The sequence below is a fragment of the Bacteroidota bacterium genome, from assembly GCA_030017895.1.
Lineage (GTDB): Bacteria > Bacteroidota > Ignavibacteria > UBA10030 > BY39 > JASEGV01.
Genome location: JASEGV010000001.1, coordinates 47,608 through 63,407 on the forward strand (window position 1 = coordinate 47,608; position 15,800 = coordinate 63,407).

Below are 15,800 nucleotides of genomic sequence, written 5' to 3' on the forward strand. Positions count from 1 at the left end.
TCTTTTGCGTAACTTCAGTAAATAATGTAAAAAAAAGGCTGACTTAAAAAAAGTCAGCCTTTTAAACGTGTTACATTTGGGAATTAATTAAAAACCAAGTTTAATGGATAATACATTATTCCCGTCAAAGAAATCGGTTTGTCTGTATGCGTAATCGACAATAATATCAACACCGGGTGCAGAATAAGCAATACCAGCGCCGAATGTACCGCCGAAAATGTTTGCATCTTTTTCAGCTTGTGGAACCATACCCATACCGGCTCTTCCGAACAATTTAAGACCACTTAGATAATAACCAATTTCACCTCCAAGTTTATATTCGTCCAAGTATAAATTGTTATTTATGAAAGTACTGTTCAAGCTAAAATGTACATTTTCTTGAAATGTGCTAACATAAGCAAGTCCAATCTCAATTGAGGATGGGAGTTCAAAGCTTGCTGCTTGAGTTTTGTATCTTTGTTCAGGTCTGTAGCCCTCGCTTGAAGTTGCACTGCGGTACAATCCTGTTCCATCAAATGCCATTTGCGAACCGATGTTTTTAACCGTAACACCCATATTCAAACCGGAAATATGAGCCAAGTTGCGATACATTACACCAAAATCAAAAGCGACACCGCTTGCTGAAACACGGTCGATTCGCTCAGAGATCATTTTAGCTGTAATACCCGCCGCAACAGCATCGGTCAGTGATTTCGAGTAAGTGAGACCTAAAGTAAAATAGGTTGGTGAATATACTCTTCCTAAAAGTCCTTCAGGGTCTTCGTTTGTTGTGAGTGGAATATCGCCGAAAGAAAGCGATTTTATAGTTAACCCAACAACACCGAAATCACCAAACGAAACACCCACGCCGCCGTAGCTAACACCGATATCTCCCAAATAACTCATGGAAGAGAACATCCCTTCAGCCCCATACTTTATCAAGCTGAGACCGGCAGGATTCCAGTGTATTGCTTCGACTCCTGAAGTGTTTGAGATGGTGGCACCACCCATTGCAAAATCGCGAGCACCCACGGGAATTAGTAATTCATTGGCTGCCGCAGTGCCTATCCTTTTATTTTGAGCCTCAGTAAAATTAAAAACAACTAAAATTACAAGGCATATTAAAAAGGCGGTATATAAATATTTATTTTTCATATTTCATTCTCCTTTTAATATTATTTTAGCCTTAGAATACATCTGGAACTTCTTGTTCTTGAATTATAGCTACCTTTACAATCTTGGTAACCCCTACGTCAGGCATATCGACGTGAGCTATGTAAATACCGCTTGCCACTGGAAAATTATGCTCATTATTAAGATCCCATTTAAAGAACTGTGAAGGGTCCTCTTTTGTGAGAGTTCGCACTAATTGACCAGCCAAGTTGAATATTCTTATTGTTGCTTTCGCAGGTAATTTGTTGAATGTTACAAACCTAACAAACCGGTTTGTTTCGGCAGGATTGAAAGCATAATAAGGATTTGGATACACGCCAACTTTTTGTGCATCGATTTTAGCAAGTGCATCCGAAAATGTCGGTGCGGTAGTCGTGAACTGATACATGTCTGTACCGGCAACGATCGGGTTGGCAAACTTCACCTTATACACATCGCCATTCTTCCACTTCGATGTGCCACCCTGTTCGAAAAAGAGCAGCCAGCCGATTTTCTGATCGTTCGGGAACATTCTTGTGGTCTGTGCCGTGGCTGCATCGTATGGGGTGTAAATTACCACGATGTAATCGCGACCTGTCATGCGGTAACGCGGTTCCTGACCAGCCGTGTTTGGATCACCAACGAAGTTGGTATAGGGCGCACGACCATCGGCATTACGATTAATCAGAGCATAGTTGAGCTGACGGTTGTTTTCAATATCCCAAAGTTCAAAAGATGAACGCATCTGCACATTCAAGTGGCTTGTTTCAGTGACTGTTTGTAAACCGAATGAGGTGCGCTGCCACTGCGTTGTCCATTGACCACCCGTAGTGATAGGTGCATCGTTGTTACTCAGACCACTCGCATCGTTTCCTGTGAAGCGAATTTCAAGGTCGGCTTGCATGTCTGTCAATACTGGATCCGGGGGAATGTCTGCGCCTACCATCGATGACTTGTAAAGTCCTGTCACACCACCGAAGACTGTATAATCACCCCACAGGGATAATAAACCGCCCGTTGGGGGCACGGTCTGTGCATGCGAAAGGATGGTTATAGGCGGACTGTATGTGAGTTTGGACACGTTCACCTGCATACCATCAAAGATAATATAGTTTTCATCACCGGAAATGTTCGTCTGCTTTGCCCGTTGCGTCGTTCCCTCGTGAACGGTCCATGATCGGACCGGTGAACCCGCAACCGTGTCAATGACCCATCCGATGTCGTATGTTGCAGTTTTCAGTGCCGTCGGGTCGATCACCTTTGCAACAACAGTCGCATCACCCGAGCCGCCAGTCTTTGTAACAGTTACCAAGTCACCGTACGCTGAGGGGAATCGGGTTCCGGGATTTGTGGAGTGCGGACGGACAGTATATATTATTGGACTTGATTCAAGTGCAGTTGGTAAAAAGTCGGTAACTGTTGACCGGCTATAAGCAGTTACTGCTAAATAATATTCCTGACCATTATTTAATTTATCGATATCTAATATGTGATCTCGATTAAATCGAAAATAACGAGTTATTCCGCTATTAGAACCAAATTGAACTGGCAACAATAATATTTCACCCGAACTAACATCGAATTTTCGGTCGAGAATTACTGTCGGCTCTGTTTCTAAATCGAAAGTGGTAAGCCGTTTTGCTTCGGCTAAACTTGCTGATCGCCTTGGTAATTGATAAACGTTATAACCTTCGAATACAAACTCACCTGGTTGGCTAATTGTATTTTCGGTCTTATCGACTGCTGAAAGATTACTACCCCATTCCAGAACAATTTCGCCATCGAGTTCTGCGATTTTGACAGCGGGTGGTGGCGGTGAAGGTGTTACCTGGAAGAGAGCATCGTATGTTGTTTGGACAAATTGATCATAAAATTTCATCACATTTATGCTTGATAACCTATCGGCACCTAAACCAGCTACTGTCCCAACAACAACTTCTTGAGTATCTCCGGGTGCAAGTGTAAATGGACCGGTATTTAAAACAATTCGGCGATCACCAGGTATCAACGACCATTCTGTACCTAAACCGTCAATAAAACCTGTTTTCCGCACAGGATCCCCATTGAGGGGGAATTTAGTTTCAGGAACTCCTGTTGGATGAGGATATAACCTCCAACGTGCTGTGGAAGCATCAGGCACATAACCTTGCAACATTCTCCACCATCTTAAACCACCTTCATAATTAAACGGTGGATCGCTAATACCACTACCTGCAGAGAAATATGCAAAAGAAGTCATCGGCATATTTTTCTTCCCATATACCCTCTTGAGGTTGAAAACACCAGAATCTGTTGGGAGACCGGAGACTAATGGACCTTGTAAAAAATCGTATCCAACGGCGGGTGGTTGGAGACCGAATTTTTTAAATTCTGCATCAATCGCATTACCATTATAAACGTAACCTAAACTAAGTGGTTTACCGGTAACAGGTGGGAAGAGATTCATATCTACTCCGCATAAATCGTCACCATACGACCCTAAATCAGGGTCAGACCATTGGGCGAAGAACATACTATCGATATAAAACGATCCTTTCACTCCTCCACCGATATCAACACCACCTTTGTTTATGAACTTAATTTTCTTGAAGTATAAATTACCCATAGCATCGGTACGTTTATAACCCCACAACGTAATTTGTGCCTCAAGCCCTAATGGCTCTGAACCAAATAAACCTGTAGATGCGCTTCGATCGAGGTCGTTGATTACTGTCCAAATAACCTGATCTGCCGGTGAATTTGGATCAGCTCCAGCAAGTCCCGGCTCATCATAATTGTGTGCTATAAGAGAATCAGTATTAAAGATTGCACCTTTTGTAACATCATAATTAAACGGTTTGGGCTTTTGGTAACCCGCTGTGCCGTTTCTTTCGATGTACGGGGCTCCATAAGCTACGGGCCACTCATCCCAATCTTTCGCGTATTGATTCGTAATTTGATCGGTTTGTGATTTTGTTACACTGGATACCGGAATTTCAAAAGATTCGGAGGCATCTCGTATCAGTTCTTGCATATCCATCTGGGCGTAATCCCTCCGGACTCTATAAATACGAACATCAGGATCAGCAGGAGATTGAGCTACAGCCGATGCACCTGTACCAATGATACGACCAGCACGCGTACCAATGTTATAAGTTTGACCGCCAACACGGATAAGTTGTGTTGGTGCAGGTGTAGTTAAGCCAGAATCTGTATAAGCTTTTCCACCCCATACAAAACCGTCCTGATAAATTACCCATTTTGTTCCACGTGGAAAATATGAACCGTCATCACCCGTGGGTGAATGGTTTTGTTGTCCGTCTGCCCGCATCCAAGTTGTGATATTATTAATATTCAGAATTTGGTAAAGGGGCGTACCTGTTGGTTTCATCAACGACATATCTTTTTGGCGATTATTTTTATCTGGAATACCAGCGCCAAAAACAGTAGAGCATAAAAAGCCGAAGACCACAACAAGTATTGATAGTAATTTTAATTTTTTTATGTTCATTTTTAGCAACTCCTTTTTAATTTTGAGTTATGTTTATATTATATTTCAAGTCGTAAACCAAAACGAACCTGACGCGGCGTACCGAACAAATCGTTTCCGGTAGCCACCATATAAGCCCAACGGTTCTGTGAATTAATGGCTTTATAGAAATCGGTGTAGTTAGGAATTTGGTGGAATGGTGTTGCCGATGGATTACCTAACCAGCCATCGTCCTGGGCAGTTCCGGTTGTTGGATATACGTTCAATATGTCCTTTGTGTTGAGTAAATTAATAATATTTACATATAATTCAGCATCGATTACACCAAGGTTGAATTTTTTACTAAAGTTGAGGTCGATATTATATACCCAAGGAGTGGTCGAACTGTTGAGTGGTTCGGTCGGGAAGCTTGCACGAGCATCGTTCAGAGGTTCAACACCGACGTTCCAAACGTCTGCTTGTCCGATTTCTTTCAACTCTTTTATTTTAGTATATGCATGTCCGCTATTGAACGAGAGTATCATATTGACACCCATTTGTTCTAATATTGGACCACCATCGCCTTTAGCAAATCTGTAATCGAGCAACAATGTGCCTGAATGAGTTTGGTTAAAATCGAGCGGGTTTATGAAGCTTGTCGGACGTCCAATGTTTTGTTCAACAGCTCCGAATGAAGAGCGTGAATTCGAACCTGTTCCGCGGGCATCGGATAATGTGTAATTAAACTTTGAAGCTAATCGGTTAGTACGACGTAGCTCAAGCGTTAATTCCAACCCCTTTATTGTTCCAAAATCATCGTTCAAGTATGCAGTGAACAATTTACTACCAGCTTCATTAACGTACGAACGAACCTGTAATTGGTCTTTTATGTCTTTGTAAAATCCGCTAACTGTAAATGCAAAATTATCAGATAACGTTTGACGAATACCCATCTCGTATTGAGTTGTTCTTTCGGGTATCATCAGGTATCCAACTGGAGTTAAGAATGCATTTCCACGAGTTATCGGACTGACTGTACGGCTGAGAGTTGTGTTTCCAATGTACAGTTGATTCAAAGATGGCATCTGTGCGTATTTTCCGTACATCGCATAGAATACTGTTACATCGGTAACAGGAAATGAAAAACTAACACGAGGTAACACCAGATTAAACGGTTTCGCCTCCTCTAATTTTTCTTCATCTATTACATCTAAATCAGTATTGAAATCGGGTTGTAGAGGATCTTTGAACGTTTTATTCTTCGTATCGAAGTATTCGTAACGGAGACCCAAATTAAGAATAATGTCCTGATATTCTAATTTATTTTGTAAATAAGCTGATGCAAAAAGTGGCTTTCGTGGTGCATCGAATCCCGAACTTGCCTCATTACCATCAACATCGTAGCCATAATGATTGATAGTTCCTGCTTTAGATAATCGGACGCGTCTTTCATAATCATCAGCGAAGGTTCGGGGTGTTCTTCCGTCCGTACCGTAGAGATACTCCATAGCATTCTGAATATTACCTACTGCATAATTGCGGGCGATCCATGAATCTAATCTGGTACCGAATTTTATTTCCCAATTAGATGTAAGTTGAGAAGTTAGGTCGCCTGCAAAACCGTAAGATGTTTGTTGGTTTTTAAAGTAAGAATTATTGGGTGCATTTTCGTGTGTCATCAAAAATGCATTAATTATGTTATAAGGTAGTGGACCTGCGTAAGGGCGTCGGAATCCAGTGTAACCTAATTCAGCATTTTTAGTACTATCGGTATATGATTTCCAGTCGTCACCAAAATCAGGATCAACACGCCTGAAGTATCGATTCTGGTAAGAGAGTGCTACTTCGTAGTAAGTTTTTGGATTAACAACATGAGTAAATCTGAAATTTGCAAATCCGGTTGTGTTGTGATCGATACGCGACCGCTTGTTGAAATACCGGGTTAAAGCGACGGGCCATCTGTTATCGAATGGCGATTTATCGTATGTGTAACTTCCGGATAGTTTGAACTTCATTGATTGTAACTCATAATTCAGGTTACCCTGCCCTGAGTAATTTTGCAACCAATTGCCCGGGACATAATTCTTCTTGAATTCGATCGGACCAGGGAGCGATCTACCGGGCGCTTCATCGTTAATATCCGTAACAATATTTTTGAAACTGAAAGGTTCGATGAACCTTAGGCTGCGATTTCTAATAAATTGATGTTGACCAGCTACGAAAAATTTTAAATTTTTCACCGCAGGACCGCTAATCGTAGCCACCATATTTGTGTAACCAAACGATGATGAACCAAGATAGTCGGCACCGGGTTTAGCAAGGTTATCGGTTAGGAAATCGACCGAGCCTTTGTAGCTGCTTTGTCCTGTTCGTAGAGTAGTTCGTGCGATACCAGAGTTTGCACCGCCAAATTCTGCAGTATAACCACCGGCTTGCAACTGAAGTTCTTCAATAGCTTCCTGAATTACCGAAAAAGTTTGTGCATTGGTAATAGGATTTGTTGTAGAAGCGCCATCAACAAAATATGCAATTTCGCCTGAACGTCCACCGCGCACATAAAGTAGATTATCTTGATCTACTACTCCAGCTTGCAGACTCAAAATATTTTCAAGTCCACGGATAGGAAGATTTCTGATATCTTCCTGTGTTGTAACTCGGACTGTGTTGGTTGTGTTTCGTTGAATAAGCGGACGTTCGGCAAAAATATCTACTGCATCAACTTGAACAGCTTCGCTTAGAAGTTGAAAATTTTGAGTAGTAGTAAAATTCGAGAGGACACGAACGTTTGAGATTGTAACTGTAGCATAACCGACATAGGATGCCTTTATGCTATATGTTCCGGGTGGAACACTTAAAATAAAAAACTCACCATTGATATCGCTTGCTGCACCCATCATAGTGCCTTCGAGAGACACTGTTGCACCAATCAGGGGCTCACCGTTAGTTTTATCGGTGATGATACCACGTAACTTACCATCTTGTGCAGATGTAACAACTGTTACTAATAGAATAGTGAGAAATAAAGCTAGTAATTTTTTAATCATGATTTTAACCTCCTTATGTTATAAGTTGATTGTTGAGTTAAAAACATAGTAACATGTAATGTGAATTATTTGAACTAAATGTATTACAAAAAACAACTTGAATATTGATAAAACCTGTTATCAACAAACTTCACGGAAAATATAATGAATTAAAATGTATATGTCAAGTGTTTTATTAAACAAAAGCTTTTTTTTATATATAAATCAGGTGCCCATTGGATATTCCATACATTCGACTGACGAAAAATGTTCCAGAGACCACTCAAAATGACTAAATAAAGCTGTTTTTGAGTTGATTTTGAACTTTACCCAATAATTCGCTGCTTCCCTTCCCTATTAATGCTGAATATGGTAGGAGCTCCTGACAAAATTTGCCCATCAGCATTTGATAAGTTTTCATCTGTTTAGCCCGCTCGTTTTGTGTTAATTTATCAATTTTGTTTAAAATTAAAAAATATGGAATATTTAAAGAGTTTAAATATTCATTCATGGTTTTATCGGAATCAAGTGGTTCACGCCTCGCATCTATTATTAGTATCCCTAATTTTATGTTCAAATCAGAACTAAAAAAACTATCCATCATGCTTTTCCATTCTGCAGACTCTTTGCCCGATACTTTTGCATAACCGTAACCGGGTAAATCAACAAAATAAAATTCGTTGTTGATTAAATAATAATTTATTTGCCGTGTCTTACCTGGTTCGTTGCTAGTGCGGGCAATTTTTAGTTTAAGTAGTGAATTTATAAGAGATGATTTCCCAACGTTTGATCTACCGATAAAAACAACAAGTGGTTCTTCGATTTTTGGGAATGAATATTTTTTGTTACCCTCGACAGCGGCTACAACATATTTTAATTCTGCTTGATTAACTTTGTGCTCTTTGAAATCTATCTGAATTATTTTATTCCGATTTTGTTTGTGTAGTTGCTACCTTCTTTTCCGATTTTTTCCAACCTCGCTTAACTGATTTTGTTTTTTCGGTTGGTTTCGTTGTTTCTTTACCTAATCCATAATCAACGAGTTCAAGTAAGCCCATTTGTGCGGCATCGCCTAAACGGTGTCCGAGTTTAATAATTCGTGTATATCCACCAGGACGTGTAGCAACTTTCGGTGCAATTTCTCCGAAGAGTTCAGTAACAACTTCTCTATCTTTAATGAAGCGTGCAATTTCTCTTCTTGCGTGCACATTTTTCGGTGTGCCTGTTTCTTCAGTAGCAATTGCATTTTTTGCGCGAGTTATTAATTTCTCTACGTAAGGGCGAGCTTCTTTAGCCTTTGTCAATGTTGTTGTAATTCTCTTATTTTTTAATAAAGCTGTAGATAAAGAGATGAGCAAAGCTTTTCTATGGCTTGCTGTTCGTTTTAATTTTCTACCAGATTTTCTATGTCGCATAAATTCTTCCTGTTTATTCGTTTAAATATTTATCTACATCCATGCCGAAAGTCAGTCCGTATTCTTCAATAATTTCTGTAAGTTCCGACAACGATTTTCTGCCAAAATTTCGAAATTTAAGAAGCTCCGGAATATCACAACGCACAAGGTCGCCTAATGTATGTATATCACCCGAAAGAAGAACATTATGCGATCGCACTGAAAGTTCGAGATCGTCAACTGGAGTTTTTAAAATTTCTCTGATTCTGGCAATTTCAGCTTCCGATTGTGTTCCGTTTGACTCAATACCGGATTCACCTTCGTAATTAATAAATAATTGTATATGTTCGCGTAGTATTTTTGCTGCCTGTGTCATTGCATCATCAGGTGCGATTGAGCCATCTGTTTGAACCTCTAAAATTAATTTTTCGAAGTCTGTTTGTTGTCCTACTCTTGTTGGTTCAATTGTAAAACGAACATTAACGATCGGAGAATAAATGGCATCGACAGGTATAACGCCCATTATTTGATCGTCCGGAACATACTCTTCGGCAGGAACAAAACCACGTCCATGACCAACATACAAGTCGATATCTAATTCAGCTCCTTTATCGAGTGTTGCGATCTGCTGGTTTAAATTTAATATTTCAATATCGTCGTTTGCTTTCTGTATATCTGCTGCTGTTATTTGTTTGGGTCCTTCGAAATACAGAGAAATTTTTGTAGCATTATTATCCAATAATTTCAGCCGCACTGATTTCAAATTTAAAATCAGTTCTGAAACATCTTCTTTTATCCCTTCGATAGTTGAAAACTCGTGTAACACACCTTTTATCTGAATAGCATTAAAAGCAGCGCCAGTTAGTGACGACAAAAGTACCCGGCGCATTGTATTTCCTAACGTTACGCCATACCCTTTTTCAAGCGGTTGAAGAATAAATTTTCCGTAAGTATTGGTGAAAGAAGGTGCATCCACTTCAAGCTTTTCAGGCATATGTAAGTTCGATGAATTAATATTCATAAATCTCTCCTATTATCAAATTCATAATTATATCAGTCTCATTGCTATTTAGAATACAATTCAACAATGAGCTGTTCGTTTGCATTAAGTGGAATATCGGCTCGTTCCGGGTGATTCAGAAAAGTTCCTGTCATTGCCCCTTTATCAAGAACTAACCACGGTAACATAGCATTATCGCGCATACGTTTTAAAGATAAGTGAATGATATCTAATTTTTTGCTGTTTTCTCTCACTTGAATAACGTCGCCGGGACCAAGCAGGTATGATGGAATGTTCACGACTTTGTTGTTGATCATAAAATGTCGATGAGTTACTAATTGGCGAGCAGTTTTACGAGAAGGAGCAAACCCAAGTCGGTAAACTACGTTATCGAAGCGGCGTTCGAGTGTCTTGACAAGAATTTCGCTTGTTCGTCCTGTTTGTTTTAATGCTTTTAAGAAATAATTATGGAATTGAGTTTCCATCAAACCATACATGCGGCGAACTTTTTGTTTTTCGCGAAGTTGAACTCCATAAACCGAAATTTTTTGACGACGTGATTGACCGTGCTGTCCGGGCGGGTAGCTTCGTTTGTCAACCGGACATTTTTCGGTGAAACACTTTGTTCCCTTTAAAAACAATTTTTGTCGTTCTCTTCTGCATAATCTACAGCTCGATTCTAAATATCTTGCCATGCTTTTGTATAACCTTCTTTCTTTTATTTTACTTTATTAAACTCTACGGCGCTTTGGCGGACGACAGCCGTTATGCGGAATGGGAGTAATATCCCGTATCGCACTAATTTCCAACCCAACTGTTTGCAAAGAACGCATTGCAGCTTCGCGACCGGAACCGGGTCCTTTAACAAAAACTTCCACTTTTCTTAATCCTAAAGCGTATGCTTCTTTTGCTGCAGCTTCGGCAGTAACCTGAGCGGCAAAGGGAGTATTCTTACGTGAACCTTTGAACCCGTTTTTACCGGCAGAAGATGAACTTATTGTATTACCGTATATGTCAGTAATTGTAACGAGTACATTATTGAATGTTGCTTTAACAAAAACTTTTCCGCTAACATCAACTTGCTGGCGTTTCTTCTTTTTAGCTGCTGCTGTTGTAACATTTGCCATTTATAAACTCCAATTCTTTTTATTTCATTATTGATATATCAAATTACTTCTTAGCTGCCACTTTCTTCTTTCCGGCAACAGTTTTACGTTTACCTTTACGCGTACGCGAATTAGTTTTTGTTCTTTGTCCACGTACCGGTAATCCTTTTCTGTGTCGAAGTCCGCGGTATGAGCCAATATCCATCAAACGTTTGATATTCATTTGGACTTCACTGCGGAGTGCCCCCTCTACTTTTATATCCGAGGTAATAATTGAACGTATCTTTGCCACTTCATCGTCCGATAACTCACTTATTCGTTTGCCGAAGTCAACACCGGCTTTTGTTAGTATCTGTTGGGCAGTAGATAGACCGATTCCGAATATGTATGTTAAGCCGATCTCAGCTCTCTTATTTTTGGGTAAATCAATACCTGCTATACGAGCCACTTCTTATTCCTTTCGTAATTAAATTAACCTTGACGTTGTTTGTGCTTTGGATTTTTTTTACATATAACGTAAACATAACCTTTACGTCTGACAATCTTGCAATTTTCGCATAATTTTTTTACAGATGAACGAACTTTCATTTTTTATCTCCTTATTTATATCTATACGTAATTCGCCCCTTGGTTAAATCGTAAGGGGATAATTCGACAGTAACTTTATCGCCAACAAGTATTTTAATAAAATTCATACGCATTTTTCCTGAAACGTGTGCAATAATTTCATGATTGTTCTCTAATCGAACTCTGAACATTGCATTTGGCAGCGTTTCGATTATTGTTCCATCCATTTTTATTGGACCTTGTTTAGCCATTTATTTACTTAGTTAAAATTTCCGGTTCTGAATCAGTTATATATACCGTATGTTCAAAATGTGCCGACGGCTTACCATCTAATGTTTTTACAGTCCAACCATCAGAATTAAATCGTACCTTATATGCACCATAATTTACCATTGGCTCAATCGCCAAAGTCATTCCGCTTTTAAGCGACTCGCCGGTGCCGGCTTGTCCGAAATTTGGGATCTGAGGTTCTTCGTGTAAACTTCTGCCAATACCGTGTCCGACCAAATCGCGAACAACCGAAAATCCTGCTTCTTCAACATGCTTTTGAACCGCTGAAGATATATCGAAGACCCGATTTCCGTTCAACGCTTTCTCAATTCCTTTATACAACGATTGTTCAGTGATTTCCAACAATCGTTTTTTTTCGTCGGATATTTTACCGACTGCGAACGACTTAGCACCGTCGCCGTAGTAATTATTTTTCTTCACACCAACATCTATCGAAATTATTTCACCTTCAATCAATTTACGATCGCCTGGAATTCCGTGAACAACTTCGTCTTCAACCGAAGTGCATAATGTAGCCGGATACAAATTTTTCTTATCGGCGCCGTATCCTTTGAATGCCGGTTCAGCATTTTGTGAACGAATATAATCTTCTGCTATAATATCTAATTCTTTTGTAGTAACGCCGGGTTTTATTGAAATTTCTAACAACTTTAAAACTTCAGCAACAATCCTGCAACTTTCACGCATCAATTCAATTTCTGATTTCGTCTTAATCAAAATCCTCGTCATATCATCAATTAAAATATATCCTAGCCACGACGTCCTTTTAGATGACCTTTTTTCAAGAAACCATCGTAGTGCCGCATTAACAAGTGCGATTCAACTTGTTGCAGAGTATCTAAACCAACACCTACAATAATTAAAAGACTTGTGCCGCCGAAAAAGCTTGCGAACGAACCTGTAACACCTAACTTCATCATAAAGGTTGGTAAGATAGCAACGAAAGCTAAGAAAAATGAACCCGGTAAAGTAATTTTTGTAAGAATATTATCAACAAAATCGGATGTATTTTTGCCAGGTCGAATGCCGGGAATAAATCCACCTTGCTTCTGCATAGTTTCGGCTACATCTTTAGGATTAAAAGCAATAGCTGTATAAAAATATGTGAAGAATACAATTATCAAACCAAAAACAAAGGAATAAAAATAAGAATCGTATTGAAAATACGAAGCTATACTTCCCATAAATTCGCTTTCAGGGAAAAAAGTAAGTATCGTACTCGGAATAAACATAATCGACTGAGCGAAAATTATAGGCATAACACCTGCTGTATTTACACGCATCGGTATGTATTGAGTAACACCGCCATAAATTTTTCTACCGATAACTCTTTTCGCATATTGAACAGGGATGCGTCGTGTTCCTTGAGTCATAAAAATAACACCGGCAATTATTGCAACCATTGCAGCGATAATTACGATTTCGATAATTATGCTGCGGGCACCTGAACTTACTAACTGATATTCATCTAAAATTGCGTGAGGCAAACGAGCAATAATTCCGATAAAGATAATTAGCGATATTCCATTGCCTATCCCCCGTTCGGTAATTTGTTCGCCAAGCCACATCATAAATATAGTACCAGAAGTTAGTACAATAATTGTGCTGACCATAAAACCTATGCCTTGAACTTCAGGCGGCACGATTGAAACTCCGGCGGCTTGCATATTAATTAACCGGACACTCACTCCCCATCCTTGGAGGATAGAAACTAAAACAGTTCCGTACCGAGTAATCTGCGTGATTTTTTTCCTGCCTTCTTCGCCTTCTTTCGAAAGTTTTTGGAAGTAAGGAACTACAGCACCCAACAATTGAATAATAATAGAGGCACTTATGTAAGGCATGATACCAAGAGCAAATATTGCAGCATTCTCGAAGGCACCACCTACAAACATATCGTACAAACCAAAAAGAGTATTTGCTGATTGATTGCGAACTGCTTCGGCGAGTGCTGCAGCATCGACACCGGGAAGTGTAATGTGCGCACCGATACGAACTACAATTAGAATTATAGCAGTAAATATAATTCGCTGCCTAAGTTCTTGAATTTTAAAGATATTTCGGAAACTTTCGCTGATCTTTGCCATTTTTACTTATTAAAAGAAATGGTTAATGATTTTCCCCCAGCCGATTCAATTTTCTTGTTCGCTGTAGCGCTGAAGGCGTGTGCTGTAACATCTAATTTAGATTTTAATTCGCCGGTACCTAAAATTTTAACAGGAAGTGTTTTTTTTGAAACTGCTCCGATGTTATGTAAAATTTCTGGATTAACTAAACCATCAGGAAATTTTCCGGTTGCGGCAAGAGTTTCTAAATTTTGAACGTTTACAACTTGAAATTCAACTCTTGATATGTTTGTAAAACCAAACTTAGGAACACGCCGTGATAGCGGCATCTGTCCGCCTTCGAACCATGGACGGTAGCTTACACCGGAACGTGATTTTTGTCCCTTGTGTCCTTTGGTTGCAGTTCCGCCGTGTCCTGATCCTTGACCACGACCGATACGTTTTCGTTTTTTGCGTGAGCCTTCGTTGTATTTTAAATTCGATAATAATGCTTTTGCCATATGCGTATTATTCTTTAATTTCTTCTACTTTTATAAGATGTATTACTTTGTTAATCATTCCTCTTATTTGAGGTGTCTCGGTTTTGATAACTGAATGATTGGGTTTCCCTAATCCTAAAGCTTTTATAGTACGTTTATGAGCTTCGAGTGTGTCGATTATGCTATAAACTTGTGTTATTTTAATTTTCTTTTGAGTCATAACAATTCCTAATCATTTACGTTCGGTTCATTTTGAAACAATTCCTGATGTGATATGCCTCGCCGTGAAGCAATCTGTTGTGCATCCGACAAACTTAACAATCCTACTAAAGTTGCTTTCACAACGTTGTGAGGATTAGATGAGCCGAGCGATTTTGTTAACACGTCTTTGACACCGGCTGATTCCAATACTGCACGAACCCCCCCACCAGCAATCAAACCTGTGCCGGGAGAAGCTGGTTTTAGCAGAACTTTTGCAGCGCCGTATTTAGCAATAATAGGATGTGGAATTGTTCCTTTAACGATTTTCACTTTTACCACATTCTTTTTTGCGTCATCAATTCCTTTTGCGATGGCATCACTGACTTCATTGGCTTTACCGAGTCCGACACCAACGTGACCATTTCCGTCGCCTACAACAACGATCGCATTAAAGCTGAAACGGCGTCCGCCTTTTACAACTTTTGCTACGCGATTGATATGAACTATTTTATCTTTTAGTTCAAGTTCACTTGTTTTAATTCGTGCCAAATTTATTACTCCATATGTTTAAAATTTTTATTGTATTCATACTTTCTGCTGCCGGGGGAGGATTCGAACCTCCACGTACGGCTCCAAAGGCCGCTGTCCTGCCATTAGACTACCCGGCAATTTGACAGCAACAGGAAGGTTCAAGATTTCATTCTTAGAATTTCAATCCACCCTCTCGGGCACCATCAGCTATCGCTTTAACATTACCATGATATCGGAATCCGCCTCTATCAAATACAACAGTTTGAATTTTATTTTCTATTGCTTTCTTTGCAAGATGAATTCCGACTAACTTTGCTAGTTCAGTTTTACTCTTTATTTCTTTAATCGAATCTTGTAAATCTTTCGACCGGGTTGATACAAATACTATAGTATTGCCCTTAGTATCATCGATGAGTTGAGCGTAAATATGCTTCAGACTACGATAAACCGATAATCGCGGACACTCAGTAGTTCCGGAAATATTTTTACGAATATGTTTACGAATGCGGTCGCGGTTTTTAAATTTTGCTTTATTTATCATATCTCAATTTTCCTAATAACTT

At 39.4% G+C, this 15,800-nt stretch carries 17 protein-coding genes and 1 tRNA gene; all 18 read right to left on the bottom strand.

Features of this window, described 5'->3' with window-relative positions:
• Positions 1–87: 87 nt before the first annotated feature.
• The 18 genes from QME58_00210 to rplR all read right to left on the bottom strand — a co-directional run bounded on the left by QME58_00210 (position 88) and on the right by rplR (position 15,778).
• A complete protein-coding gene (locus QME58_00210; GenBank protein MDI6802257.1) occupies positions 88–1,134 on the bottom strand; it encodes a PorV/PorQ family protein in 1,047 nt (348 codons plus the stop codon).
• A gap of 31 nt (positions 1,135–1,165) precedes the next feature.
• The gene (locus tag QME58_00215) at positions 1,166–4,621 is read right to left on the bottom strand and encodes a T9SS type A sorting domain-containing protein (protein ID MDI6802258.1); all 3,456 of its coding nucleotides are present in this window, start codon (positions 4,619–4,621) and stop codon (positions 1,166–1,168) included.
• Between the two features lie 38 nt (positions 4,622–4,659).
• The gene (locus QME58_00220; GenBank protein MDI6802259.1) at positions 4,660–7,623 is read right to left on the bottom strand and encodes a TonB-dependent receptor; all 2,964 of its coding nucleotides are present in this window, start codon (positions 7,621–7,623) and stop codon (positions 4,660–4,662) included.
• Between the two features lie 271 nt (positions 7,624–7,894).
• The gene (gene yihA / locus QME58_00225) at positions 7,895–8,515 is read right to left on the bottom strand and encodes a ribosome biogenesis GTP-binding protein YihA/YsxC (protein ID MDI6802260.1); all 621 of its coding nucleotides are present in this window, start codon (positions 8,513–8,515) and stop codon (positions 7,895–7,897) included.
• Between the two features lie 10 nt (positions 8,516–8,525).
• Positions 8,526–9,017, bottom strand: a complete 492-nt coding sequence (gene rplQ, locus QME58_00230; GenBank protein MDI6802261.1) for a 50S ribosomal protein L17 — start codon at positions 9,015–9,017, stop codon at positions 8,526–8,528.
• Positions 9,018–9,030: 13 nt separating this feature from the next.
• Complete coding sequence (locus QME58_00235; GenBank protein ID MDI6802262.1) at positions 9,031–10,017, bottom strand: DNA-directed RNA polymerase subunit alpha; 987 nt, start codon at positions 10,015–10,017, stop codon at positions 9,031–9,033.
• 44 nt (positions 10,018–10,061) lie between these two features.
• The gene (rpsD, locus tag QME58_00240; protein ID MDI6802263.1) at positions 10,062–10,691 is read right to left on the bottom strand and encodes a 30S ribosomal protein S4; all 630 of its coding nucleotides are present in this window, start codon (positions 10,689–10,691) and stop codon (positions 10,062–10,064) included.
• A 36-nt stretch (positions 10,692–10,727) separates the two neighbouring features.
• Positions 10,728–11,123: a 30S ribosomal protein S11 gene (gene rpsK / locus QME58_00245; GenBank protein ID MDI6802264.1), complete on the bottom strand. Its 396-nt coding sequence runs from the start codon at positions 11,121–11,123 to the stop codon at positions 10,728–10,730.
• Positions 11,124–11,166: 43 nt separating this feature from the next.
• Positions 11,167–11,550: a 30S ribosomal protein S13 gene (gene rpsM / locus QME58_00250; GenBank protein MDI6802265.1), complete on the bottom strand. Its 384-nt coding sequence runs from the start codon at positions 11,548–11,550 to the stop codon at positions 11,167–11,169.
• 23 nt (positions 11,551–11,573) lie between these two features.
• Complete coding sequence (rpmJ, locus tag QME58_00255) at positions 11,574–11,690, bottom strand: 50S ribosomal protein L36 (protein MDI6802266.1); 117 nt, start codon at positions 11,688–11,690, stop codon at positions 11,574–11,576.
• 11 nt (positions 11,691–11,701) lie between these two features.
• Positions 11,702–11,920, bottom strand: coding sequence for a translation initiation factor IF-1 (gene infA / locus QME58_00260; GenBank protein ID MDI6802267.1), 219 nt, complete (start codon positions 11,918–11,920; stop codon positions 11,702–11,704).
• Between the two features lie 4 nt (positions 11,921–11,924).
• Complete coding sequence (map, locus tag QME58_00265) at positions 11,925–12,689, bottom strand: type I methionyl aminopeptidase (protein MDI6802268.1); 765 nt, start codon at positions 12,687–12,689, stop codon at positions 11,925–11,927.
• Positions 12,690–12,709: 20 nt separating this feature from the next.
• Positions 12,710–14,047 (bottom strand): preprotein translocase subunit SecY, encoded by a 1,338-nt coding sequence (gene secY / locus QME58_00270; GenBank protein MDI6802269.1) that lies wholly within the window; start codon positions 14,045–14,047, stop codon positions 12,710–12,712.
• Between the two features lie 2 nt (positions 14,048–14,049).
• Positions 14,050–14,526 carry a 50S ribosomal protein L15 gene (gene rplO, locus QME58_00275; protein MDI6802270.1) on the bottom strand — a complete coding sequence of 159 codons (477 nt, stop codon included), beginning with the start codon at positions 14,524–14,526 and terminating at the stop codon, positions 14,050–14,052.
• A gap of 7 nt (positions 14,527–14,533) precedes the next feature.
• Positions 14,534–14,725, bottom strand: a complete 192-nt coding sequence (gene rpmD / locus QME58_00280; GenBank protein MDI6802271.1) for a 50S ribosomal protein L30 — start codon at positions 14,723–14,725, stop codon at positions 14,534–14,536.
• Positions 14,726–14,733: 8 nt separating this feature from the next.
• Complete coding sequence (rpsE, locus tag QME58_00285) at positions 14,734–15,261, bottom strand: 30S ribosomal protein S5 (GenBank protein MDI6802272.1); 528 nt, start codon at positions 15,259–15,261, stop codon at positions 14,734–14,736.
• 42 nt (positions 15,262–15,303) lie between these two features.
• Positions 15,304–15,374: transfer RNA gene (locus QME58_00290), tRNA-Gln, on the bottom strand.
• 35 nt (positions 15,375–15,409) lie between these two features.
• On the bottom strand, positions 15,410–15,778 hold the full coding sequence (gene rplR, locus QME58_00295) for a 50S ribosomal protein L18 (GenBank protein ID MDI6802273.1): 369 nt from the start codon (positions 15,776–15,778) through the stop codon (positions 15,410–15,412).
• Between the last annotated feature and the right edge of the window lie 22 nt (positions 15,779–15,800).

Coding starts and splice junctions, on each gene's coding strand:
- QME58_00215 (MDI6802258.1), bottom strand. CDS start 4,621: ATGAACATAAAAAAATTAAAATTACTATCAATACTTGTTGTGGTCTTC.
- rplO (MDI6802270.1), bottom strand. CDS start 14,526: ATGGCAAAAGCATTATTATCGAATTTAAAATACAACGAAGGCTCACGC.
- QME58_00235 (MDI6802262.1), bottom strand. CDS start 10,017: ATGAATATTAATTCATCGAACTTACATATGCCTGAAAAGCTTGAAGTG.
- secY (MDI6802269.1), bottom strand. CDS start 14,047: ATGGCAAAGATCAGCGAAAGTTTCCGAAATATCTTTAAAATTCAAGAA.
- QME58_00220 (MDI6802259.1), bottom strand. CDS start 7,623: ATGATTAAAAAATTACTAGCTTTATTTCTCACTATTCTATTAGTAACA.
- rpsK (MDI6802264.1), bottom strand. CDS start 11,123: ATGGCAAATGTTACAACAGCAGCAGCTAAAAAGAAGAAACGCCAGCAA.
- rplR (MDI6802273.1), bottom strand. CDS start 15,778: ATGATAAATAAAGCAAAATTTAAAAACCGCGACCGCATTCGTAAACAT.
- rpsD (MDI6802263.1), bottom strand. CDS start 10,691: ATGGCAAGATATTTAGAATCGAGCTGTAGATTATGCAGAAGAGAACGA.
- rpmD (MDI6802271.1), bottom strand. CDS start 14,725: ATGACTCAAAAGAAAATTAAAATAACACAAGTTTATAGCATAATCGAC.
- rplQ (MDI6802261.1), bottom strand. CDS start 9,017: ATGCGACATAGAAAATCTGGTAGAAAATTAAAACGAACAGCAAGCCAT.
- map (MDI6802268.1), bottom strand. CDS start 12,689: ATGACGAGGATTTTGATTAAGACGAAATCAGAAATTGAATTGATGCGT.
- infA (MDI6802267.1), bottom strand. CDS start 11,920: ATGGCTAAACAAGGTCCAATAAAAATGGATGGAACAATAATCGAAACG.
- QME58_00210 (MDI6802257.1), bottom strand. CDS start 1,134: ATGAAAAATAAATATTTATATACCGCCTTTTTAATATGCCTTGTAATT.
- rpmJ (MDI6802266.1), bottom strand. CDS start 11,690: ATGAAAGTTCGTTCATCTGTAAAAAAATTATGCGAAAATTGCAAGATT.